Annotated in this window: 21 protein-coding genes; 11 read left to right on the forward strand and 10 right to left on the reverse strand. The window is 68.3% G+C overall.

Features of this window, described 5'->3' with window-relative positions; genetic code table 11:
- Nucleotides 1-12 precede the first annotated feature (12 nt).
- From ACMHYJ_RS07720 to gpmA, 3 genes are all read right to left on the reverse strand, one after another.
- Complete coding sequence (locus ACMHYJ_RS07720) at nt 13-1,500, reverse strand: S41 family peptidase (RefSeq protein WP_414245636.1); 1,488 nt, start codon at nt 1,498-1,500, stop codon at nt 13-15.
- Between the two features lie 94 nt (nt 1,501-1,594).
- Nucleotides 1,595-3,154, reverse strand: a complete 1,560-nt coding sequence (locus ACMHYJ_RS07725; protein ID WP_414245637.1) for a murein hydrolase activator EnvC family protein — start codon at nt 3,152-3,154, stop codon at nt 1,595-1,597.
- Nucleotides 3,155-3,221: 67 nt separating this feature from the next.
- Nucleotides 3,222-3,968: a 2,3-diphosphoglycerate-dependent phosphoglycerate mutase gene (gene gpmA / locus ACMHYJ_RS07730; protein ID WP_414245638.1), complete on the reverse strand. Its 747-nt coding sequence runs from the start codon at nt 3,966-3,968 to the stop codon at nt 3,222-3,224.
- An 89-nt stretch (nt 3,969-4,057) separates the two neighbouring features.
- Here gpmA and ACMHYJ_RS07735 point away from each other — a divergent pair, with 89 nt between their 5' ends.
- The 4 genes from ACMHYJ_RS07735 to ACMHYJ_RS07750 are packed head-to-tail and all read left to right on the forward strand — an operon-like array spanning nt 4,058 to nt 6,340.
- Nucleotides 4,058-4,468: a rhodanese-like domain-containing protein gene (locus ACMHYJ_RS07735; protein WP_414245639.1), complete on the forward strand. Its 411-nt coding sequence runs from the start codon at nt 4,058-4,060 to the stop codon at nt 4,466-4,468.
- A gap of 14 nt (nt 4,469-4,482) precedes the next feature.
- Nucleotides 4,483-4,740: a glutaredoxin 3 gene (grxC, locus tag ACMHYJ_RS07740; protein ID WP_414245640.1), complete on the forward strand. Its 258-nt coding sequence runs from the start codon at nt 4,483-4,485 to the stop codon at nt 4,738-4,740.
- Nucleotides 4,741-4,781: 41 nt separating this feature from the next.
- Nucleotides 4,782-5,294 carry a protein-export chaperone SecB gene (gene secB, locus ACMHYJ_RS07745; RefSeq protein WP_414245641.1) on the forward strand — a complete coding sequence of 171 codons (513 nt, stop codon included), beginning with the start codon at nt 4,782-4,784 and terminating at the stop codon, nt 5,292-5,294.
- Nucleotides 5,291-6,340, forward strand: a complete 1,050-nt coding sequence (locus tag ACMHYJ_RS07750; protein WP_414245699.1) for an NAD(P)H-dependent glycerol-3-phosphate dehydrogenase — start codon at nt 5,291-5,293, stop codon at nt 6,338-6,340. Before secB ends, ACMHYJ_RS07750 begins: the two co-directional genes overlap by 4 nt.
- Nucleotides 6,341-6,353: 13 nt before the next feature.
- On the opposite strand, the gene ACMHYJ_RS07755 is transcribed toward ACMHYJ_RS07750, so the two are convergent.
- Both ACMHYJ_RS07755 and ACMHYJ_RS07760 read right to left on the reverse strand, forming a co-directional pair.
- Complete coding sequence (locus ACMHYJ_RS07755; RefSeq protein WP_414245642.1) at nt 6,354-6,824, reverse strand: tRNA (cytidine(34)-2'-O)-methyltransferase; 471 nt, start codon at nt 6,822-6,824, stop codon at nt 6,354-6,356.
- Between the two features lie 32 nt (nt 6,825-6,856).
- On the reverse strand, nt 6,857-7,660 hold the full coding sequence (locus tag ACMHYJ_RS07760) for a ComF family protein (RefSeq protein ID WP_414245643.1): 804 nt from the start codon (nt 7,658-7,660) through the stop codon (nt 6,857-6,859).
- A 79-nt stretch (nt 7,661-7,739) separates the two neighbouring features.
- On the opposite strand from ACMHYJ_RS07760, the gene ACMHYJ_RS07765 reads away from it, so the two are divergent.
- The 5 genes from ACMHYJ_RS07765 (at nt 7,740) to ACMHYJ_RS07785 (ending at nt 13,876) form a co-directional block, all read left to right on the forward strand.
- A complete protein-coding gene (locus ACMHYJ_RS07765; RefSeq protein WP_414245644.1) occupies nt 7,740-8,708 on the forward strand; it encodes a methyltransferase domain-containing protein in 969 nt (322 codons plus the stop codon).
- Nucleotides 8,709-8,741: 33 nt separating this feature from the next.
- Nucleotides 8,742-10,175, forward strand: a complete 1,434-nt coding sequence (rsmB, locus tag ACMHYJ_RS07770; protein WP_414245645.1) for a 16S rRNA (cytosine(967)-C(5))-methyltransferase — start codon at nt 8,742-8,744, stop codon at nt 10,173-10,175.
- An 89-nt stretch (nt 10,176-10,264) separates the two neighbouring features.
- On the forward strand, nt 10,265-10,831 hold the full coding sequence (locus ACMHYJ_RS07775; protein ID WP_414245646.1) for a DUF4390 domain-containing protein: 567 nt from the start codon (nt 10,265-10,267) through the stop codon (nt 10,829-10,831).
- A complete protein-coding gene (locus ACMHYJ_RS07780) occupies nt 10,831-13,164 on the forward strand; it encodes an ATP-binding protein (RefSeq protein WP_414245700.1) in 2,334 nt (777 codons plus the stop codon). The genes ACMHYJ_RS07775 and ACMHYJ_RS07780 overlap by 1 nt, the downstream gene beginning before the upstream one ends.
- Nucleotide 13,165: 1 nt before the next feature.
- Nucleotides 13,166-13,876 carry a response regulator gene (locus tag ACMHYJ_RS07785; RefSeq protein WP_414245647.1) on the forward strand — a complete coding sequence of 237 codons (711 nt, stop codon included), beginning with the start codon at nt 13,166-13,168 and terminating at the stop codon, nt 13,874-13,876.
- Nucleotides 13,877-13,940: 64 nt separating this feature from the next.
- Here ACMHYJ_RS07785 and fmt read toward each other — a convergent pair whose 3' ends face one another.
- Nucleotides 13,941-14,927: a methionyl-tRNA formyltransferase gene (gene fmt, locus ACMHYJ_RS07790; protein ID WP_414245648.1), complete on the reverse strand. Its 987-nt coding sequence runs from the start codon at nt 14,925-14,927 to the stop codon at nt 13,941-13,943.
- 4 nt (nt 14,928-14,931) lie between these two features.
- The gene (gene def / locus ACMHYJ_RS07795) at nt 14,932-15,456 is read right to left on the reverse strand and encodes a peptide deformylase (RefSeq protein WP_414245649.1); all 525 of its coding nucleotides are present in this window, start codon (nt 15,454-15,456) and stop codon (nt 14,932-14,934) included.
- A 175-nt stretch (nt 15,457-15,631) separates the two neighbouring features.
- Between def and dprA the strand changes: the two genes are divergently transcribed.
- A complete protein-coding gene (dprA, locus tag ACMHYJ_RS07800; RefSeq protein ID WP_414245650.1) occupies nt 15,632-16,858 on the forward strand; it encodes a DNA-processing protein DprA in 1,227 nt (408 codons plus the stop codon).
- 150 nt (nt 16,859-17,008) lie between these two features.
- Complete coding sequence (locus ACMHYJ_RS07805) at nt 17,009-17,923, forward strand: hydroxymethylglutaryl-CoA lyase (RefSeq protein ID WP_414245651.1); 915 nt, start codon at nt 17,009-17,011, stop codon at nt 17,921-17,923.
- 145 nt (nt 17,924-18,068) lie between these two features.
- Here the strand turns inward: ACMHYJ_RS07805 and ACMHYJ_RS07810 are convergent, their stop codons facing one another.
- From ACMHYJ_RS07810 to ACMHYJ_RS07820, 3 genes are all read right to left on the reverse strand, one after another.
- Nucleotides 18,069-19,088, reverse strand: coding sequence for an amino acid ABC transporter substrate-binding protein (locus ACMHYJ_RS07810; RefSeq protein ID WP_414245652.1), 1,020 nt, complete (start codon nt 19,086-19,088; stop codon nt 18,069-18,071).
- Between the two features lie 147 nt (nt 19,089-19,235).
- Complete coding sequence (locus ACMHYJ_RS07815; RefSeq protein ID WP_414245653.1) at nt 19,236-20,507, reverse strand: phenylacetate--CoA ligase family protein; 1,272 nt, start codon at nt 20,505-20,507, stop codon at nt 19,236-19,238.
- Between the two features lie 15 nt (nt 20,508-20,522).
- Complete coding sequence (locus ACMHYJ_RS07820) at nt 20,523-21,350, reverse strand: ABC transporter ATP-binding protein (RefSeq protein WP_414245654.1); 828 nt, start codon at nt 21,348-21,350, stop codon at nt 20,523-20,525.
- Nucleotides 21,351-21,380 lie beyond the last annotated feature (30 nt).

A 21,380-nucleotide genomic window follows, 5' to 3' on the forward strand; every position in this document is an offset into this window, starting at 1 on the left:
TCGGCGGCGGCATCACTGAACCTTGATCATGCCTTCGGGCGTGATGCGGTAGCGATCCACCGATTCCGGGTAATCGCCCTTATTCAAGGTTTTTTTTTCAGCCTCGGCGGACTGGCCGGCGGCCGCCTCGGCGCGCGCCTGGCGCACCAGGGCGGGATCGGATTTCAGGATCGGCCGCCCCTGCAGGGCATTGATGGCCTGCCGCAGTTGCCAGTCGTCGTCCCCGCCGAATTTGAACATCTTGATTTCGCCCTGGACGAAGTCGTCGTCGGCGTCCGCTTCCGCCGGCGCGGCATCCGCCTGGCCGCCCAGATGGTGCTGCAGGTCGACTTCGCGCTGCATGCGAAACAGGTTGCCGGCGGCGCTGTCGTCCACCGGATAATCGGGCATCACGCCGGTGTTCTGGATCGAGCGCCCGCTGGGCGTGTAGTAGCGCGCCGTCGTGAGCTTGATGCCGGTGTCTTCACTGAGCTGCAGCAAGGACTGCACCGACCCCTTGCCAAAGGTGCGGTTGCCGATGATCTTGGCGCGCTTGTAGTCCTGCAAGGCCCCCGCCACGATTTCCGAGGCCGATGCCGAGCCGATATTGACCAGCACGACCATCGGCACCGTGCGCGTCCAGGGGGGCAGCGCCGTATTGGTTTCGACCCCGTGATCACGGTTGGGGGAGCGGGCGTAGAATTCTTCGTTGGACGAAGGGATGCGGCCCTTGGTGGACACCACCAGCTTGCCCGGTTCGATAAAGACGGACGTGACCCCGATGGCGGCGTTCAGCAGCCCCCCCGGGTCGTTGCGCAAATCCAGGATCAGGCCCTTGGGCGGCTGTTTCTTGGCGAACCCGGCCAGCAGCTTGATCAGGTCGGCCGTGGTGCGTTCCTGAAACTGGCTGATCCGCACATAGGCTATGTCGTGGGCCAGCATTTCACCGCGCACGCTTTGGGTCTTGATGATTTCGCGCACGATATGGAATTTCAGCGGCTTGGCGCTGCCCACGCGCTGGATGGTCAGGTCGATCGGCGTGCCGGGATCGCCGCGCATTTTCTTGACCGCTTCGTTAAGCGGCAGGTCTTTGGTGGGCTGGCCGTCGATGTGCGTAATGAGATCGCCCGTCAGGATGCCGGCCCGCGCCGCGGGCGTGTCTTCGATGGGGGCGATGACCTTGGGCATGTTGTCCTGGGTGCCGATTTCAATGCCCAGGCCGCCAAAACCGCCCCGGGTGATGTCCTGCATCTGCTTGTAGCCTTCTTCGTCCAGGTACAGAGAGTGCGGATCCAAGTCGGTGAACAACCCCCGGATGGCATCGTCGATGAGTTGCTGATCCGCAACGGGTTCGACGTAGCTGGACTTGATGGCGCCGTACACATTGGCGAACTGCTGCAGGGCCTTCAGGGGCAGGGGCTCGGCCTTCTGGGCGGCTGCGGTAATCCCCAGGCTGACCAAGACCCCGGCCAGAAACCCCGCCATAATCCAGCCAAATGATTTTTTGTTTCGGATGCCCATGCGTATCCCTGAACGTGTCACTGAATGTGCGACCATGCCGCCATAAGGCCCGCCATCGGAATCACAGCGCGCCAGACCCAACATAGTACAGAAATTAAGGCTGCAGCCATAGTTGGGGATTGATCGGAGCCCCCTGATGGCGCAGTTCGAAGTACAGGCCGGGATCGACCTGCCCGCCGGTGGCCCCCACCTGCGCCACAATGTCTCCCCGGCGCACGATATCGCCCACCTGCTTCAGCAACGCCTGGTTGTAGCCATACACGCTCAGGTACTGCCGCCCGTGATCGACGATCAGCAGATTACCGAAACCGGCCAGCCAGCCGGCATAGACCACCCGGCCCGGCGCCACTACCCGCACCGGCGTGCCTGCGGCGCTACGCAACACGACGCCGCGCCACAGGCCGCCATCGGGCCGCTGGGTGCCGAAACGGCCCAGCGCCTCGCCCGCCACAGGGCGGGGCAGGCCCTTTTTCAACCCCGGAAACCCTTGTTCCGGCATGACCGGGTCGTCGTCCTCGGCGCGCGACGGATCCGCCGACGCCTCCCGGACACCCGAGGATTTTCCGTCCGCCGCGCCATCGGGCGCCGTGTCCGCCCGCGCAGACGGGGCGGCCTGGGCGGTTTCGGCTTCAGATGCTGCCGTTTGCGCGGCTTCGGCCTGGGCGGCAGCCGCGGCCCGCGACGCTTCAGCCTGAGCGGCCTCGGCCTGGGACGCTTCAGCCTGGGATGCTTCGGCCTGCGCGGCGCGGGCGGCCTGCTCTGCCGCTGCCGCCGCCGCGCGACGCGCCTGCTCGGCCTGGGCGCGGCGCGCAGCCTCGGCCTCGGCGCGTTCCCGGGCGCGACGCTCGGCCTCGGCCTTCAAGGCGGCCTGGCGGCGGGCCTCGGCCCGGGCGATTTCCTTTTCCAGGGAGTCGATCAGCCCCCCCAGACGGGCATCGCGCGCCTTCAAATCCTTTGCCCGCCGCTGCTGATCGTTCAAGCGTGTCTGGATCTCCGCCAAAACCTGGCGGCGCTGAACCTGCTGATCCCGCAGGGCCTGCTGCTGCCGCAACGTTTCGGCCTGCAAGGCCGTGAGTTCGGCCTGGCTTTGATCGGTTTGCCGCTGCAAGTCGGCCAGGCGGTCGACCGTGGCCTGCAGAGACTGCAGCGCCTCGGCGCGGGCCCGGGAGACATAGGCCAGGTAGGCCAGTTCGCGCCCGATGTCCTGCGGGTCGCGCCCGGACAGCAGGGCCGTCCAGGGCGACAGGCCGCTGGCATATTGGGCGCGCAATTGATCCGCCAGGGCCTGGCGCTGGCGATCGAATTCGACCGTCTGCTGCTGCTGCGAGGACTGCAGCTGCAACAGGGTGACATCCAAAGCCTGGCGCCGCTGATCCAGATCGTGCAACTGGCGGCTGATCTCGGAGATGGCCTGCTCGGAATCTTTCAGGGCGGCGCTGGCATCCGCGCGGGCCGATTCGGAGGATTCGATGTTTTTGCGCAGCACGTCGATCTGCTGGCGCAACGCCGCGCGGTCTTGCTGCGCCTGGGATTGCCGCGTCTGCAGGTCGGGCTGCGCCCGGGCGCCCAGCGCCGCCAGGGACAGCACCGGGCCCAGCGCCAGCGCCAGGCCGAAACGGCGCAGCGCAGCGCCCCGCTTGCGGATTTTATGCACGAACAACCGCCTTCTTATGCACGGAGAGCCACCCACAGCACCGGATGGACCAGACAGGACGCCTGGCCTAGACCGCCTTGCCCTGATTGGCCACCGCCTGCATGGCCGCCTGGATCTGATCCTGGTCGCCCAGGTAGTAATGGCGCAGGGGCCGCAGGTCGGCATCGAGCTCGTAGACCAGCGGCTGGCCCGTGGGGATGTTCAGGCCGATGATGTCGGCGTCGGAAATCCCGTCCAGGTGCTTGATCAGCGCCCGCAGGCTGTTGCCATGGGCCGACACCAGCACCCGCTGGCCCGACCGGATCGCGGGGGCGATGGCCGCATCCCAGTACGGCACCACCCGCGAGACCGTATCGCGCAGGCATTCGGTGGCCGGCAGCTGGTCGGCCGGCACCTGCCCATAGCGCGGATCGAAGCGGGGATGGCGCGGGTCGTCCGCCGACAAGGGATCCGGCGCGACGTCGTAGGCGCGGCGCCACTGCAGCACCTGGGCCTCGCCATACCGGGCGGCGGTTTCGGCCTTGTTCAGGCCTTGCAAAGCGCCGTAATGGCGTTCGTTCAGGCGCCAATCCAGGCGCACCGGGGTATGGATGGCATCCAGGGCGTCCAGGGCCAGCCACAGGGTGCGGATGGCGCGCTTCAGCACCGAGGAAAACGCCTGGTCGAAGACATAGCCCTGCTGGCGCAGCAACTGGCCCGCCTGCGTGGCTTGCGCCCGGCCGGTATCGGTCAGATCGACGTCGGTCCAGCCGGTGAAGCGATTTTCGAGATTCCATTGGCTTTCGCCATGGCGCATGAGAACCAGTTTGTGCATGATGAAAACGCCTGCAAAGTTGAAAACTGCGGACCATTTTATAATCCTCCAGCATACAACTCTTTCCGACCTCTGTTACAGGAACGCCCGTGGACTTTTTACTTAGCGAGAACAACCTCTGGATCCTGCTGATCGCCCTGGCATCCGGCGCCATGCTGATGTGGCCCAACCTGGGGCGCGGGCGTTCCGTGCCCCGCCTGGCCGTGGCCGACGCCGTGCAGCAGGTCAACCGCGAACAGGGCCTGTTCATCGACATCCGCCCCGCCGACCAATTCAAGACCGGTCACATCCCCCAGGCGCGCAACATCACCCTGGACACGCTGGAATCCCACCTCGGCACCCTGCCCCAGGACAAACCCATCGTGCTGGTCGACGCCCGTGGGCGCGACAGCGCCCGCGCCCTGACCCAGCTGCGCAAACATGGCTTCAAACAGGTATCCTGCCTGGATGGCGGCCTGGCAGCCTGGGCCGAAGGCGGCATGCCGCTCAAAAAATCCTGATAGGACCCTTTCCCATGGCCCAGATCACCATGTACTGCACCAGCGTGTGCCCTTACTGCACCCGCGCCGAAATGCTGCTGAAACAACGCGGCGTCCAGGATATCCATAAAATATACGTCGACCGCGACCCCGCCCAGCGCACCCTCATGATGGAACGCACCGGGCGGCGCACGGTGCCCCAGATCTACATCGACGAGCGCCACATCGGCGGCTACGACGACCTTTCCGCCCTGGATCGCGCCAATGACCTGCTGCCGCTGCTGCAGGCCTGATCCGTCCTTCGTCCACCCACCCCTTACCCACGGAACCCTCCATGTCTGAAGAAAACCAATCCGGCAACGGCCAGGCCCCCAGCTTCGGCCTGCAACGCACCTACGTCAAAGACCTATCCCTGGAAATGCCCAATGCCCCGGCGATTTTCCTGGAGCAGGAAGGCCCCACCGTCGAAGTCTCCATCCAGGTCGGCGGGCAGCAACTGGCCGAAACCGTGTTCGAATCCACCGTCACCGCCACCGTCACCACGCGCATCGGCGACAAGGTGCTGTACCTGGTCGAACTCAGCCAGGCCGGCATCTTCGAGGCCGCCAACATCCCCGCCGAACAGCTCGACCCCCTACTGGGTATCGTCTGCCCCACCATGCTGTACCCGTACCTGCGCGCCAGCGTGGCCGACGCCATTACCCGCACGTCCCTGCCCCCGCTGCATCTCAGCGAAATGAATTTCCAGGCCCTGTACGAACAGCGCCTGGCGCAGCAGCAAGGCGGCCAGCCCGCCCAAGAGGGCGAGGACTCCGGCCTGATCCTGCCCCCCGGCGCCCGCAACTGACGCACGCCGCCATGCCGTCCGTCCGGCTGTCCGTGCTTGGCGCAGGCAGCTGGGGCACCGCCCTGGCTGCCCTGGCCTGCCCCCAGGCCGATGTCCTGCTGTGGGCGCGCGATCCCGACATCGCCCAGGCCGTGCGGCAAAGCCGGCAAAATCCACGCTACCTGCCCGGCATCCCGCTGCCCGATACCCTGCGGGCCACCGCCGACTGGACCGAGGCCCTGGATCACATGGCCTGGGGGCCGGCGCAGGCCATCCGCCTGATCGTGCTGGGCGTCCCCATGGCGGGCCTGGCCGATCTCTGCCAGCGCCTGTCCGACAGCCTGCCGGCGACCCTGCCCGGGCCGGTGCATCTGGTGTGGACCTGCAAAGGCATCAGCCCGGATACCCGGCAATGGCCGCATCAGATCGTCGACAGCGCGCTGGCGCAGCGGCCCTGGCTGCATACCGGCGTGCTGTCGGGGCCTTCCTTCGCCCGCGAGGTGGCCCAGGGGCTGCCGGTGGCCCTGAGCCTGGCCAGCGCCTGGGCGGATACCGGCGCCGCCGCGCAAGCCGCATTCCATGGGCGCCAGGCGCGCATCTACACCACCCGCGACACCATCGGCGTCGAAGTGGGCGGCGCACTGAAAAATGTCATGGCCATCGCTTGCGGCATCAGCGACGGCCTGCAGCTGGGCACCAACGCCCGGGCCGCCCTGATCACCCGGGGCCTGGCGGAAATCCAGCGCCTGGGGGTGGCCCTGGGCGGCCATGCCGAAACCTTCATGGGCCTCACCGGCCTGGGCGACCTGGTTCTGACCGCCACGGGCGATCTGTCGCGCAACCGCCAAGTGGGGCTGGCCCTGGGCCAGGGGCAGCGGCTGGAAGCGATTTTGGCGGGCGGCATGACAGCCGAAGGCGTGCGCTGCGCCCAGGCGGCCTGGGCGCTGGGACGACAGCACGGCCTGGATCTCCCCATCACCCAGGCCGTCTGCCAGGTGCTGTTCGACGGGATATCCCCCCGCCACGCCGTGGCCAGCCTGCTGGCGCGCGACGCCCGGCCCGAATGACGGCTGCCCCGGATCAAATGCCCCCGCTGTAGCCGGCCTGCCGCCAGGCCTCGAACACCGTCACCGCCACCGCATTGGATAGATTCAGGCTGCGCTGCTGCGGCCGCATCGGCAGCCGCAGGCGCTGCGCCGGGGGGAAAAGGGCCAGTTGCGCCGCCGACAAACCCGCCGTTTCACGACCGAACACGAACACATCCCCAGGCTGCAACGGGCACTGCCCGATCAACGCCGAACCCTTGGTCGTCAAGGCAAAGCGCCGGACGGGATCGCCGCCAATCGCCGCCAGGGCCTGATCCAGGCTATCATGCACCCGCATGTCGGCCCATTCGTGATAATCCAGCCCGGCGCGGCGCATGCGGGCGTCGTCCAGGGGAAAGCCCAAGGGGCGCACCAGGTGCAGGAACGCGCCCGTGTTGGCCGACAGCCGGATGATATTGCCGGTGTTGGGCGGAATTTCGGGTTCGACAAGCACAATATGAAACATGATGGGCGCACACGCGGTGGATGGAAGCGCGTTCATTGTAAAGCGCGGCCGTCCGGCCCCGGCGGCGCGGCGGCCCGAGCGTCCGAGAACCGGCCGGACACAGTGCGCGCCAGCACCCAGCCCTGGACATGCGCCACGCCGGCGGCCTTCAGGACGCGGGCCACCGCCTGCAGGGTGGCCCCCGTGGTCAGGACATCGTCCACCACCGCCACGCGGGCGCCGGCCCAAGGCCCCGGTGCCCGCCCGCCGCCCCGCGCAGGCGCAGCGGACGGGCCGCAGGCATACACCCCCTGCGGGGCGTGCAGGCGCTGCGCCCGGTTCAAGCCCGCTTGCCGGGCGCCATCGTGCCGCCGATGCACGCGATCCAGCGCATAAACCACCCCCAGGCGCGCCGCCAGCAGCCGCGCCAGTTCCGCCGCCGGGCTGAAACCGCGTGCCCGCACGCCCTGGCGGCGGGCAGGCACAGGCACGATCCAGTCGGGCGGCGGCTGCAACGCCTCGGCCTGCCGCACCGCCGCCGCCAGATGATCCGCCAGCACCGGGGCCAGGGCCAGGCACCGGCGTGTCTTATAGGCCTGAAGCAGATCGCGGCCCAGGCCGGCATAGGCAAACGCCGCCACGACCCGATCGTATGCCGGCCCCCCGGGAGGGCAATCGGGGCACCCCCCGGCCCGTAAAGGATGCCGGCAGACCGGGCAATAGGGCACGGCCCGATCCCAGGCCAGTTGCCCCAGGCAATGGGCGCACAGCCCCTGGCCGGGCTGGCGCCGGCCGCAGCCGGGGCATTCCGCCGGAATCCATCGCCGCCAGTCGCGCCAAGCAGGGAGATGCCGCATAATGTCACCTTCTTCTTTGTCCATCGCAGACGCCATCTCAGCACGGAAAGCGCCGCGTCGGACGCCGTCTTGACTGTTTATGCCACAGCTTCCCCGCCTCCCCATCGACCCCGCCGCCGTGGCGCGCCAGTTCGCCCGGCGCGCGCCCCTGGATGCCCCGCAGTTCCTGTTCGGCGAAATCGCCCAGCGCATGCTGCGCCGCCTCAGCTATATCCGCCTCAAGCCGCACGACATCCTGGACGCCGGGTGCGGGGCGGCGCACGCGCTGGATCCGTTGCGCGCGCAATACCCCGACATGCACTACACCGGCCAGGATCACTGCGCCACGCTGCTGGACACGGCGCGGTCGCGCTACCTCAGCAAACCCGGGTTCTGGCACCGCCTGCGCAACAAGCCCACGCCCCAGCCCGATTTCCTGCAGGCCGACCTGGCCGACACCGGCCTGCCCGACGAAAGCCTGGATCTGGTGTGGTCCAACCTGGCCTTGCATTGGCACCCCGAACCCCATCTGGTGCTGCAGGAATGGCGGCGCATCCTGCGCAACGATGCCCTGGCCATGTATTCCAGCCTGGGGCCGGGGTCGCTGCGCGAACTGCGCGACGCGGTTCAAGAGGCCGGCCTGGAGACCCAAGCCATGGAATTCGTGGACATGCACGATTTCGGCGACCTGATGCTGCAAGTGGGTTTTGCCGACCCCGTCATGGATCAGGAAGTCATCACCCTGACCTACAAGACCGCCGACAAACTGCTGCAGGACGTCCAGGCCCTGGGCGGCAATCCCCACGACCAGCGCCGCCCGGGGCTGGCGGGCCGCGACTGGCGCAAGCGCCTGATCCAGGCTCTGGAACGCCGTCGCCACGCCGACGGCACCCTCCACCTGAGCCTGGAAGTCGCCTACGGCCACGCCTGGCGGGTGGCGGCGCGGCGCGGGGTGTTCGGCGACCTGCCCGTCACGGTGTTCAAGCGCGCCCAGCCCCTGGCGGCCGGCAAGCCGCCGCCCAGGGTCGTCCCGCGCAAACCCGACGACCCCCCATCCGGCACACGCTGACCCGCCGCCCGGTTGACACAGGACACGACCCCCGTGACACATGGTTCCTCATCTTCCCGGCCCGGCGAAGTCGCCCTGTCGCAGCAACTGCTGGCCGCCGCCCAGGCGATCCAGGGAGTGCTGGCGGGGCGCTCCTTGTCCGATACGCTGGAACAAGCCCCCGCCGTCCTGCGCCCGGGCGCCCAGGCCCTGGCCTTTCATGCCATGCGCCAGCTGGGTTTCGCCCAGACAGCCCGCACCATCCTGGCGCCCCGGCGCCCGCCGGATCGCCTGACCGAAGCCCTGCTGCTGCTGGGCCTGAGTCTGCTGGAAGCCAGCCTGCGGCAGGCCGAGGGCGCGGCCCCGGCCCCGGGCACGCCGATCTACACAGCACACACGCTGGTTCACCAGATGGTGCAGGCGGCCCAGTCCCATCGCAAGACGCGGCCCGCCAAGGCGCTGGTCAACGCGGTTCTGCGCCGCTATGGCCGTGAACGCGCCGCCCTGTCCGGGCAAATCCTCAGCCAGCCGCTGGCCCGCTGGAACCACCCGGACTGGTGGGTGGCCGCCCTGCGGCAGGCCTGGCCGCAGCAATGGCAAGCCATCCTGCAGGCCGCCGACCAGCCCCCGCCGCTGACGCTGCGCGTCAACACGCGCCAGCTGTCGCGCGACGACCTGCTGGCGCGCTTGCGGCAGGCGGGCATCGCCGCCCGGCCGGTGGCCGGCGCGGGGCTGATCCTGGCGCGGGCCTGCCCCGTGCGCGACATCCCGGGCTTCGAGCAAGGCTGGTGGTCGGTGCAGGACGCGTCCGCCCAACGGGCGGGCGAACTGCTGCCCCTGCAAGACGGCATGCGCGTGCTGGACGCCTGCGCCGCCCCGGGCGGCAAGACCGCCCACCTGCTGGAGCGCCACACGCTGTCGCTCACCGCCCTGGACAGCGATGCCCGGCGCCTGGCCCGCGTGGCCGACAACCTGCGGCGCCTGCGCCTGACGCCCGCGGCAGACGCCGCGCCATCCCCGCAACCCCGCCCGCCGACCCCGCCACGCCCGCCGCAGCCTACGCCCGGGGCGGACAGCCCGTCGCGTCCGGCCGGCAGCGCGGTGCGGCTGTGCTGCGCCGACGCCGCCGACCCGGCCGGCTGGTGGGACGGCCAGCCGTTCGACGCCATCCTGGCCGACGTGCCCTGCACGGCCTCCGGGGTGGTGCGCCGCCATCCCGACATCCGCTGGCTGCGCCGCGCCGACGACGTGGCCCGCACCGCAGCGCTGCAGGCCCGCATCGTGGATGCCCTGTGGCCCCTGCTGGCCCCGGGCGGCCATCTGCTGTATGCCACCTGCTCGATCTTCCCCCAGGAAGGCGAACAACAGATCCAGGCCTTTCTGCGGCGCCACCCGGATGCCCGGCGGCAGGACGCCCCCGGGCAGATCCTGCCGGGCGGCCCGGATCAGGGCGACGGGTTTTTCTATGCCCTGATGCGGAAGTCCTGACGGCCGGCCCGCCGGGACGGGCCGGCGGCTTGCACTCTGCGGCCGCCTCATCAACAATACTGCCATCCGATGTCCAAGCCGTCCCGCGTATGCCACGCCTTCTGTTCGTCCTGATCCTCTGCCTGTCCAACCTGCTGCCCACGGCCCATGGCCAGGACAACGCGGTCAGCCGCATCGAGCCCGCCGCCCGGCAAGGGCAACTGGTCATCGACGCCGACATCGACTTCACCCTGGGCGGAGAACTGCGCAACGCCGCCCAGAAAGGCGTCCCCCTGTACTTCACCATCGACCTGTCCATCCACGAGCCGCGCTGGTGGTGGTTCGACAAAACCATCGTCCAGGCCGAGCAGACCTGGCGCATCCAGTTCAATGCCCTGACCCGCCAATGGCGCACCAGCCTGGGCGATATCTCGCTGCCCGCGACCACGCTGGACGAAGCCTTGGATCTGGTGCGCCACATCCGCGATTGGCCGGTCGCGCCGGTCGACCGCCTGGCACCCGGCCAGGAATACAAGGGCGCGCTGCGCCTGCGCCTGGACACGGCCCGTCTGGCCCGTCCTTTCCAGGTGGACGCCCTCAACAGCAATGCCTGGTCACTGACCACCCCATGGAAAAATTTCACTTTCACCCTTTCCGACGACACGCCCCGCGACTGATCCGCTGGACCCTGCGCATCGCCCTGCTGGTCGCCGCCGTCAGCGCCCTGGCCCTGCTGGGGTTGCTGGTGTGGTCCACCGGCAACGCGTCGCGCTATGCCCAGCAATACGATTTGCTGCTGCTGCTCAATGGCGTGCTGGCCGTGGCCCTGATGTCCTGGGTGGCCCTGCTGGTGATCCGCCTGGTGCGCCAGGTGCGCAGGCGCCAGTTCGGCGCCCGGCTGACGGCGCGGTTCACCCTGTACTTCACCCTGATCGGCGTGCTGCCCGGCATCATCATCTATGTGTTGTCGGTGCAGTTCATGTCCCGCTCCATCGAGTCCTGGTTCAACGTGCGCGTGGACAGCGCCCTGGAAGCCGGCCTGAACCTGGGGCGCGCGGCGCTGGACGCCCAACTGGCCGAACTCAGCCAGCGCGCGCACGGCATGGCCCTGCGCCTGAACAACATCAGCGACACCGAAACCACCCTGCTGATGACGGCGCTGCGCGAATCCAACCACATCGACGAGACCATGGTCTTTACCGGCAATGGCCGGCTGGTGGCGTTTTCCAGCACGGACTTCAGCCAATTACTGCCCGATCTGCCGCCCAGCAGCGTCATGAACCAGCTGCGCGTCGCCCAGGGCTACGCCGCCGCCGAGGCCGACATCGGCCCGGCCAGCGGCCCGGTCAGCAACGGCCTGCACCTGCGGGTCATCATCCCCCTGACCACCGCCACCGACCGCCTGGGCAACCCCATGGGCCTGGGGGGCGACAGCCGCTGGCTGCAAGTCATCCAGGCCGTGCCCGAAAGCATCGCCCACAACGCCAGCCAGGTGCAGCAAGGCTTCCAGGACTACCAAGAGCTGGCCCTGTCGCGCCTGGGGCTGCGCAAGCTGTACGGCATTACCCTGACCCTGGCCCTGATCCTGGCCATGTTCGCCGCCGTGGTCGCGGCGCTGGCTGTCTCCCGGCGGCTGGTGCATCCCCTGTTGGCACTGGCCTCGGGCACCCAGGCCGTGGGGGTCGGCGACTACCGCCCCCTGCCCGAGCCCCCCGCCCGCGACGAAGTCGGCCAGCTGACCCGGTCCTTCAATGCCATGACCCGCCAACTGGACGAAGCCCGGCGCATGGTCGATCGCCACCGCCATCAGTTGGAACAAAGCAACCTGTACCTGGAAACCGTACTCAGCAACCTGTCGTCGGGCGTCCTGGTGTTCGATGGCGCCTTCAGGCTGACCCTGTTCAACCACGGGGCGCAAGCCATCCTGCACCTGGACTTGCGCACTTGCCAGGGCCGCCCCCTGGAAACCATCGAAGGGGCGCTGGCCTTCGCGGCCCTGATCCGCCAGGCCTTCGCGGCCCACGACGCCGTCGAGTCCACGCGCCCTTACTGGCAGCAGCAATTCGAGATCGAACTGCAAGCCGCCACGGACAACGAACGCAAGAAACACGTGGCCACCCTGCTGGCCCGAGGCTCCCGCCTAGTCATGGAAGACCGCGAAACCGCCTACCTGGTGGTTTTCGACGACATCAGCGAGGTGATCTCCGCCAACCGCACGGTGGCCTGGGGCGAAGTGGCCCGCCGGCTCGCCCATGAAATCAAGAACCCCCTGACACCGATCCAGCTGTCCGCCGAGCGCCTGGCCATGAAGCTGGCCGACCGCCTGGGCGCGGAAGACGCCGCGATGCTGCAACGCAGCACCCAAACCATCGTCAACCAGGTCAGCTCTCTGAAGCGCATGGTCGACGATTTCCGCGAATACGCCCGCACCCCGCCGGCGCAGATGCAGACCATCGACCTGAACACCCTGCTGGCGGACGTCCTGAGCCTGTACGGCTGGGATCCGGCCGACACCGAGCACGGCCGGCAGCCGAACGGCGCGCACATCGACGCCCGGCTGGGCCCGGCGCTGCCGCCGATCCAGGGCGACCCCGCGCAACTGCGCCAGGTCATCCACAACCTGCTGGCCAACGCCCGCGACGCCGCCCAGGCCCATGCCGCGCCGGGCACCGCCGAAATCCGGGTGCAGACCCGCCTGATCGCAGCGGACAGCCCGGCCGCCCAGACACGCGTCTGCCTGACGGTTTCGGACAACGGCCCCGGGTTTTCCCCCGAAGTGCTGCACCGGGTATTCGAGCCCTATGTCACGACCAAGGCCACCGGCACCGGCCTGGGGTTGGCGATCGTCAAGAAAATCGTGGAAGAACATGGCGCCCAGGTGGATATTTCCAACCGCACCGAAGGCGGCGCGCGCATCTCCATCCTGTTCTCCGACCTGGCCGCCCCATCCGCGCGGCTGGACGCAAACGCCCGGGCACAGGATAATACAAGTATTCAACACGAGAGGTGATATGGCCCGAATCCTGGTGGTCGACGATGAAATCGGCATCCGCGAACTACTCTCCGAAATCCTCTACGACGAAGGTCACTCGGTAGAGCTTGCCGAAAATGCCGCCCAGGCTCGCGATTATCGTCTGCGCCAGCGGCCGGATCTGGTTCTGCTGGATATCTGGATGCCGGATATCGACGGGGTCAGCCTGCTGAAAGAATGGTCCAGCCAAGGCCTGCTGAACATGCCCGTCATCATGATGAGCGGCCACGCCACGGTGGACACGGCCGTCGAGGCCACACGCATCGGCGCGGTGGATTTCCTGGAAAAACCCATTACGCTGCAAAAACTGCTCAAGACCGTGGCGGCGGGCTTGGCGCGCCCGGTCATCCCGGCCGCCATGCGCATGCGCACCGAACGCCCGGTCATGCCGCCCGATCCCGTGTTCACGCAGCCGCCGGCGCTGGGCGCGCCGGGCAGCCCCCCCGTCGGGGCGCCGCCCGCAGCCGCCCCGACGGGGGACGACTCCCACCTGGGGTCGATCTCCCTGAACCAGCCCCTGCGCGAAGCACGCGACGAATTCGAGCGCATTTACTTCGAATACCACCTGCTGCACGAAAACCACAGCATGACCCGGGTGTCCGAGCGCACCGGCCTGGAACGCACCCACCTGTACCGCAAGCTGAAGCAGTTGGGGATCGACACCTCGCGCAAGAAATCCTCCAACGGCTGAAAACCCGGGCGGCACGCGGCCCCCGCCGCCCTCCGGGCCTTGGCGGGACGCGAAAGCCGAAAGATCAGCGGCCCGGATACGACTGCATGAACACCGCCGCCGGCTGGCGGCGACCGCCGGCGCGCTGCAGCTGCGTGATGCGCAGCACGCCCGCCGCGGTGGCCACGTCGACCCCCGCCGCCCCCAGGCGCAGAATCGTCCCCGGCACGGCAGACCGCCCCGCCCCGGCGTCGCCCCGCCCCGCATCCTGCGTCCAGTCGTCCCAGGACAAGGCCGTCGCCGCCCAGGCCTTGACGGGCTGGTCGAGGCCCGGCAGGATCAATGTCGTGCCCGGAAAAGGGTCGAACGCCCGTATCCGGCGCGCCAGCACCGCCGCCGGCTGGGAAAAATCCAGCGGGGATTCGGATTTTTGCAGTTTCTCGGCGTAGGTAATGCCATCCAGGGGCTGGGGGACGGCATCCAGGGGGTCGCCCGCATCCAGGCGGCCCAGCACCCGCAGCACCGCCTCGGCCCCCAGCGCGGCCAGCCGGTCGTGCAAGGTGGCGGCGGTGTCTTCGGCGCCGATATCCAGGGGCAGCGCCAACAGCATGGCCCCGGTATCCAGGCCCGCGTCCATTTGCATCATGGTCACGCCCGTGGCGGCGTCGCCCGCCTCGATGGCCCGCTGGATCGGGGCCGCCCCGCGCCAGCGCGGCAGCAGGCTGGCATGGATATTGAGGCAACCCAGCCGAGGCAGATCGAGCACCCATTGAGGCAAGATCAGCCCATAGGCCGCCACCACCATGACCGCCGGGGCCAGGTCCTGCAAAGCCTGCCGGGCGGCCAGGGCGTCTTCGGCAAACCGGCCGTCCAGGCGCAGACTGCGCGGTTGGAACACAGGGATCCGGGCATCCAGCGCCGTTTGTTTCACCGGGCTGGGCTGCAGTTTCATGCCGCGCCCCGAAGGCCGATCCGGCTGGGTCAGCACCCCCACCACCTGGTGGCCGGCCTGCAAAATGGCCTGCAAGGCCTGCTGTGCGAATACCGGCGTCCCGGCAAAGACCAAGCGCATGGGATCAAGCCCCGGCGGCTTCGCGCTGGGCTTCGCGCTGCTGTTTGCGCAGCCGGGTGCGAATCCGGTTTTGTTTCAGCACGGACAGGTATTCGACGAACACCTTGCCCATCAAGTGATCCAGTTCGTGCTGCACGCACACGGCCAGCAGGCCCTCGGCATCGAATTCGTAGGGTTCGCCCTGCGTATCCAGGGCGCGCACGTGGATGCGGGCCGCGCGCTGGACTTCGTCGTATACCCCGGGCACCGACAGGCAGCCTTCTTCGTAGACCTGTTGTTCGTCGCTTTTCCAGGTGATTTCGGGGTTGATCAGCACATGCAGGTCGTTGCCGTCTTCGGAGACATCGATCACCACGACGCGCTCGTGCACGTCGACCTGAGTGGCCGCCAGGCCGACCCCCGGGGCGGCGTACATGGTTTCCGCCATGTCGCGCACCAGCTGGCGGATGCGGTCATCCACCTGCTGCACCGGCTTGGCCACGGTATGCAGGCGGGCATCCGGGTATTTAAGGATGGGAAGCAAAGCCATGATAATTGCCTGACTCTTGGAAAGATAAAGCTCTATGATAAAGCAGCTTGCCCGGCGCCCCCAGCGGGGCGGCCGCGCCGCCGGGGCACGGGCCGCTTTTCCCCGGGCCGCGGGCCGCGACAGGATCGCCACACCCCCCGCCCGCCCGCAACCGAAACATGGCACACTGCCCTCCATGCCCGCACCGATAGACGACACCGAACGACGCGCCTGGATACGCCTGACGCTGGAACCCGGCCTGGGGGCCGCCCGGATACGCCTGCTGTTGTCCGTTTTCGGCTTGCCGCAGGACATCCTCCAGGCCAGCGCCGGCCAATTGATCAAATACCTGGACGGCCCGCTGGCGGCCCGCCTGCGCCAGCCCCCCGACGAGGCCGCCCAGGCCGCCATCGAGGCCACGCTGCACTGGCTCTCCCAGCCGCAGCGCCACCTGCTGACCCTGGCCGATCCGCATTACCCCAAAGCCCTGCTGCAGCTCAACGACCCGCCGCCCGTGCTGTTCGCCCACGGGCTGCTGGATTGCCTGAACCGCCCCCTGCTGGCCATCGTGGGGGCCCGCAGCGCCACCCCGGAAGGCCTGCGCAACGCCCACGACTTCGCCCGACACCTGGCCCGGCAAGGCTGGTGCGTGGTCAGCGGCCTGGCCAGCGGCATCGACGGCGCAGCCCACCACGGGGCCCTGGACGCCGGCCCGGCGGGCGGTGGCACCATCGCCATCCTGGGCACCGGCATCGACCGCGTCTATCCCGCCAGCCACCGCGATCTGGCGCATCGCCTGGTGGCGCACGGCCTGATGCTGTCGGAGTTTCCCCTGGGCGCACAGGGGCTGCCGTTTCATTTCCCGCAGCGCAACCGCATCGTGGCGGCACTCAGCCAGGGCATTCTGGTGGTCGAAGCCGCCGCCCGCAGCGGATCCCTGATCACCGCCCGCCTGGCGGGCGAATTGGGGCGCGAAGTCTTCGCCATCCCCGGATCGATCCATTCGCCCCTGACACGCGGCTGCCACGCCCTGATCCGCCAAGGGGCGAAACTGGTCGAATCCGCCCAGGACATCGTCGAAGAACTGCGCCAAGGCCCGCTGCCCGGGCTGTTGTGCCCGCCGACCCTGCGCCCACCGGCCAGCCAGACGCCCCCGGCCCGCGACACCAGCGGCGGCGATCCCCCGGAAGCCCCCGCCCGCCTGGCCCTGGTCGCCGACCAGCCTGCCCCGGCGCCCGCCCCGCCGACCACGCCCCTCGAAGCCCAGTTGCTGCTGGCCCTGGGGTTCGAGCCCACCGACACGGATACCTTGCAGGCGCGCACGGGCTGGCCGGTGGGGCAACTGACGACCCAGCTCACCCTGCTCGAATTGAACGGCCGCATCGCGCGCCAGCCCGACGGCCGCTACCAGCGCCTGCCCTGACGCGCCGAATCCCGGCATCGGACAGCCCGCGCTTGCCTTGCCGCGAGGGCAGCGCGCTATGATGGCAATCATCCGTCCCAGTGACGGCCGGCGTTCGGGCCCCATCCGGCCGGCCCGCCGCTGCGCCCCCCACCCCATCCTGGAACCCTCATGACCGAACACATCAAAATCGTGGAAGTCGGCCCGCGCGACGGCCTGCAGAACGAAAAACAATTTGTCGATACGGCCACCAAAATCGCCCTGGTCGACCGCCTGACGGCAGCCGGCTTCGCCAATATCGAGGCCGCCTCCTTCGTGTCGCCCAAATGGGTGCCGCAGATGGCCGACGGCGCTCAGGTCATGACGAGCATCCAGCGCCGGCCAGGCACGATCTATTCAGCCCTGACCCCCAACCAGCGCGGGTTGGAAGCCGCCTTGGCGGCCCGGGCCGACGAAGTCGTGATCTTCGCCGCCGCCAGCGAGGCTTTTTCACAGCGCAATATCAACTGTTCCATCGCCGAATCCATCGCCCGCTTCGAGCCCGTGGCGGCGGCCGCCCGGCAAGCCGGCCTGCGGCTGCGCGGCAGCATCAGCTGCGCCCTGGGCTGCCCCTACCAGGGCGAAGTCCCGGTGGCCGCCGTGGTGGACGTGGCCCAGCGCCTGCTGCGCCTGGGTTGCGACGAAATCGACGTGGCCGACACCATAGGCGTGGGCACGGCCGCCCAGGTGCAGCGGGTATTGAACGCCGTGGGAGACATCGCCCGCCTGGACACCCAGGTGTCCGGGCATTTCCACGACACCTACGGCCAGGCCCTGGCCAACATCCTGGCGGCGCTGGACACCGGGGTGCGGATTTTCCATAGCTCGGTGGCCGGCCTGGGCGGCTGCCCCTACGCCAAGGGGGCCACGGGCAATGTGGCCACCGAAGACGTCCTGTACTTGCTGCACGGCCAGGGCCTGCACACCGGGGTCGACCTGGATGCGGTGGTGGGCATCGGCGCCTGGATTTCCGAGCAAATCGGCCGCCCCAGCGCCAGCCGCGCCGGCCGGGCGCTGGCCCTGAAAAACGGCTGCGAGGCGGCCTGACCCTGCCGATCCCGGCGCACGGGATGCGCCGGACGCGCCGCCGCACGGACACGGGCGGGCGGCCGACAAAGCAAGCGGGTGCTTGCCAGCGCGCCCGGCCTGCCCGGGCGCGCACCGGAGCCCGCCGACGCGGGCATCACAGGCGTTAATGAATCGGCAAGGGGTAGATGCGCCCGCCGTCGGTCCACAAGGCGTTCAGCCCGCGCTGGATTTTCAGCGGGCTGTCCAGGCCCACATTGCGTTCAAACGACTGGCCGTAATTGCCCACCTGCTTGATGATGCGATAGGCCCACTGTTCGTCCAGGCCCAGGTTCTTGCCGGCGCTGCCGGTGACCCCCAGCAGGCGCTGCACGTTGGGATTGGCGCTTTTCAGCTGCTCGTCCACGTTGACCGAGGTGACCCCCAGTTCTTCGGCCCCGGTCATGGCCTGGAAAGACCATTTGACGATGTTCAGCCAGGCATCGTCGCCCTGGCGCACAAAGGGCCCCAGGGGCTCTTTGGAAATGATCTCGGGCAGGATCACATAATCATTGGGGTTGGACAGCTTGGCGATGCGGATGGAGGCCAGGCCGGAAGCATCCGTGGTGAAGACATCGCAGCGGCCCGCCGCGAAGGCATTGACGACCTCGTTGAACTGCTCGATCACCACCGGGGTGTATTTGACGTTGTTGGCGCGCGCCCAGTCGGCCATGTTCTGCTCATTGGACGTCCCGGTCTGCATGCAAACGGTGGCCCCGTTCAGGTCGCGGGCGGATTTCACCCCCAGGGACTTGGGCACCATGAAGCCCTGGCCATCGTAGAAGTTGATGGCGGCGTGAATGGCCCCCAGCGAGGTGTCGCGCGACTGCGTGACGGTGGTATTGCGCGCCAGCACGTCGATTTCGCCGGACTGCAGGGCGGTGAAGCGCTGCTGGGCGTTGAGGGGGACGATCTTGACCTTGCCGGCGTCGCCCAGCACGGCGGCGGCCACCGCGCGGCACATGTCCACATCCAGCCCCTGCCATTCGCCCTGGGAGTCCGGCGCGGAAAACCCGGCAAAGCCCGTGGTGACCCCGCACTGCAAGGCCCCGCGATCCTTGACGACGGACAGTGTGTCGGCCTGCGCCGCCGGCACCCCGATACCCAAGGCCATCACCAGGCCCGCGACTGTTTTTAACCCATGCATGGAACGATCTCCCTTTGTCTGTGCACTGTCGGATAGCCACATAGTAACTGAGGAGAACCGCAAACCCATATCACCGGAAAACATAAGCATCTGGCCCGCCGAAACGAGGTTTCGGCGGGCCAGCGGGCGCGCGCGATCCATCGGCGATCACTCGTAGCGCCGCATGTCCTCGATGACCTTGCCATCGTTGGGCAGGCTGCCGACCGCCACCGGTTCGATCACGGCGCGCAGCTTGGTCTGTTCGCGCACGGTGGCGGCCACCGCCGCCACATCCAGGCCGTCGCCGGCCTCGACCCGCAAGGTCATGATGTCGTGGCCGGCCTCGCCCGACACCACCAGCCTGGCCCGCGCCACGTCGGGATGGCGATCCAGCACGCCGGCGATCTGCTCGGGATGGACGAACATGCCGCGGACTTTCGTGGTCTGATCCGCCCGCCCCAGCCACCCCCGGATACGGCCATTGGTGCGGCCGCAGGGCGACTGGCCCGGCACCATCGCCGACAGATCGCCCGTGCCGAAACGCACCAGGGGGTAATCCGGGTTGAACGTGGTGACGACGACTTCGCCGACCTCGCCATCGGGTACCGGCTGATGGGTGCCGGGCCGCACGATTTCGACAATCAGGTCTTCGTTCAACACCAGGCCGTCACGCGCCGGGGTTTCAAAGGCCACCATGCCCAGGTCGGCGCTGCCATAGGCCTGGAAGCCCTGAATCCCACGCGCCTGAAACCAGGTTTGCAAAGAAGGCGGATAGGCCTCGCCGGAAAACAGCGCGCGCCGCAAGGACGGCAGCGCCACCCCCATGTCGTCGGCCTTTTCCAGGATGATGCGCAAGAAACTGGGGGTGCCGGTATAGGCCTGGGGGGCCAGGTCGGCCATGGCCCGGACTTGCTGTTCGGTCTGGCCGACGCCCCCGGGAAACACGGTGCACCCCAGCGCATGGGCGGCGGTCTCCATCATCGAGCCGGCCGGGGTGAAATGGTAGGAAAAGCAGTTGTGCACCAGATCGCCCGCGCGCACGCCCGCCGCGTGCAAGGCGCGGGCAAAGCCCCAATAATCGGGGCGGGCGCTTTCGGGTTCATAGATGGGGCCGGGCGAGGCGAACACCCGCCGCGCCGCGCCCCAACCGATGGTGGATACCCCGCCAAACACCCGGACGCGCTCGGCATCCCCCTGCGCGACCGGCTGCGCGATACGGGCCGCGTGCTGCATTTGCAGCAGCTCGCTTTTGCGCAGCACCGGGATCTGCGCCAGGGCCCGGCGCGACGTCACCCGGGCCGGATCGACCCCCTGCAACTGGCGCGCCATGGCGGGCGCGCCCAGGCGGGCCGCCTGCAAGACGTCCGGCAAGCGCTCGAACAGGGCCTGTTCGCGTTCTGCGGCCGGCGCGGTTTCCCGCACATCATAGTAAGCCTGCATGCCATTTCCCCTGTTTCAAGCCAGCCAGCGCTTGCGCCGGCGATAGAATTTGGTGTCTCTGAAGCTGGTGCGCCCGGCGCCGGACACCCCCAGATAGAATTCCTTGACGTCTTCGTTCTGGGCGAGCTCCCGCGCCGCGCCATCCATCATGACGCGGCCGTTTTCCAGGATGTAGCCATAATTGGCATAGCGCAGCGCCACGTTGGTATTTTGTTCGGCCAGCAAGAAACTGACCCCTTCGCGCTGGTTCAAATCGCGCACGATCTCGAAAATTTCTTCGACGATCTGCGGCGCCAGGCCCATCGAAGGCTCGTCCAGCAAAATCATGCGCGGGTCGGCCATCAGCGCCCGGCCAATGGCCGCCATCTGCTGTTCGCCCCCGGAGGTATAGCCCGCCTGGCTTTTGCGCCGCTGTTTCAGGCGCGGGAAATACTGGTAGACCTTGTCCAGGGCGGCGTCCTGGTCGGCGCGGCCCAGCTTGCGGGTATAGGCCCCCGTCAGCAGGTTTTCCTCGATGCTCAGGTGGGCAAAGCAATGGCGGCCCTCCATCACCTGAATCACGCCGCGCTGCACCAGGTCGGCGGGCGACAAGGATTCGATGCGTTCGCCCCGGTACTGGATATTGCCCTTGGTGACTTCCCCGCGTTCGCCGCGCAACAAGTTGGAAATGGCCCGCAAGGTGGTGGTCTTGCCCGCCCCGTTGGCCCCCAGCAGGGCCACGATATGGCCTTCCGGGACGATGAGCGACACCCCCTTCAACACCAGAATCACATGGTTGTAGATGACCTCGATGCCGTTGACGTCCAACAGGGTGGCGGGTTCGGGGGCTGCTGCGGTTTCCATGGCTTGATCTCCTGTGGGGGCCAGGCGGCG

Origin of the sequence: Castellaniella hirudinis, assembly GCF_047468865.1 — a bacterium.
Classification (GTDB): Bacteria; Pseudomonadota; Gammaproteobacteria; order Burkholderiales; family Burkholderiaceae_B; genus Castellaniella; species Castellaniella hirudinis_A.

What these genes read in the sequence shown, in the direction of transcription:
- dprA (WP_414245650.1), top strand. Translation starts at nt 15,632, where the DNA reads ATGCCCGCACCGATAGACGACACCGAACGACGCGCCTGGATACGCCTG.
- ACMHYJ_RS07720 (WP_414245636.1), bottom strand. Translation starts at nt 1,500, where the DNA reads ATGGGCATCCGAAACAAAAAATCATTTGGCTGGATTATGGCGGGGTTT.
- def (WP_414245649.1), bottom strand. Translation starts at nt 15,456, where the DNA reads ATGGCTTTGCTTCCCATCCTTAAATACCCGGATGCCCGCCTGCATACC.
- grxC (WP_414245640.1), top strand. Translation starts at nt 4,483, where the DNA reads ATGGCCCAGATCACCATGTACTGCACCAGCGTGTGCCCTTACTGCACC.
- ACMHYJ_RS07785 (WP_414245647.1), top strand. Translation starts at nt 13,166, where the DNA reads ATGGCCCGAATCCTGGTGGTCGACGATGAAATCGGCATCCGCGAACTA.
- gpmA (WP_414245638.1), bottom strand. Translation starts at nt 3,968, where the DNA reads ATGCACAAACTGGTTCTCATGCGCCATGGCGAAAGCCAATGGAATCTC.
- ACMHYJ_RS07775 (WP_414245646.1), top strand. Translation starts at nt 10,265, where the DNA reads ATGCCACGCCTTCTGTTCGTCCTGATCCTCTGCCTGTCCAACCTGCTG.
- ACMHYJ_RS07805 (WP_414245651.1), top strand. Translation starts at nt 17,009, where the DNA reads ATGACCGAACACATCAAAATCGTGGAAGTCGGCCCGCGCGACGGCCTG.
- ACMHYJ_RS07820 (WP_414245654.1), bottom strand. Translation starts at nt 21,350, where the DNA reads ATGGAAACCGCAGCAGCCCCCGAACCCGCCACCCTGTTGGACGTCAAC.
- ACMHYJ_RS07810 (WP_414245652.1), bottom strand. Translation starts at nt 19,088, where the DNA reads ATGCATGGGTTAAAAACAGTCGCGGGCCTGGTGATGGCCTTGGGTATC.
- fmt (WP_414245648.1), bottom strand. Translation starts at nt 14,927, where the DNA reads ATGCGCTTGGTCTTTGCCGGGACGCCGGTATTCGCACAGCAGGCCTTG.
- ACMHYJ_RS07760 (WP_414245643.1), bottom strand. Translation starts at nt 7,660, where the DNA reads ATGCGGCATCTCCCTGCTTGGCGCGACTGGCGGCGATGGATTCCGGCG.
- ACMHYJ_RS07815 (WP_414245653.1), bottom strand. Translation starts at nt 20,507, where the DNA reads ATGCAGGCTTACTATGATGTGCGGGAAACCGCGCCGGCCGCAGAACGC.
- ACMHYJ_RS07755 (WP_414245642.1), bottom strand. Translation starts at nt 6,824, where the DNA reads ATGTTTCATATTGTGCTTGTCGAACCCGAAATTCCGCCCAACACCGGC.
- ACMHYJ_RS07765 (WP_414245644.1), top strand. Translation starts at nt 7,740, where the DNA reads ATGCCACAGCTTCCCCGCCTCCCCATCGACCCCGCCGCCGTGGCGCGC.
- secB (WP_414245641.1), top strand. Translation starts at nt 4,782, where the DNA reads ATGTCTGAAGAAAACCAATCCGGCAACGGCCAGGCCCCCAGCTTCGGC.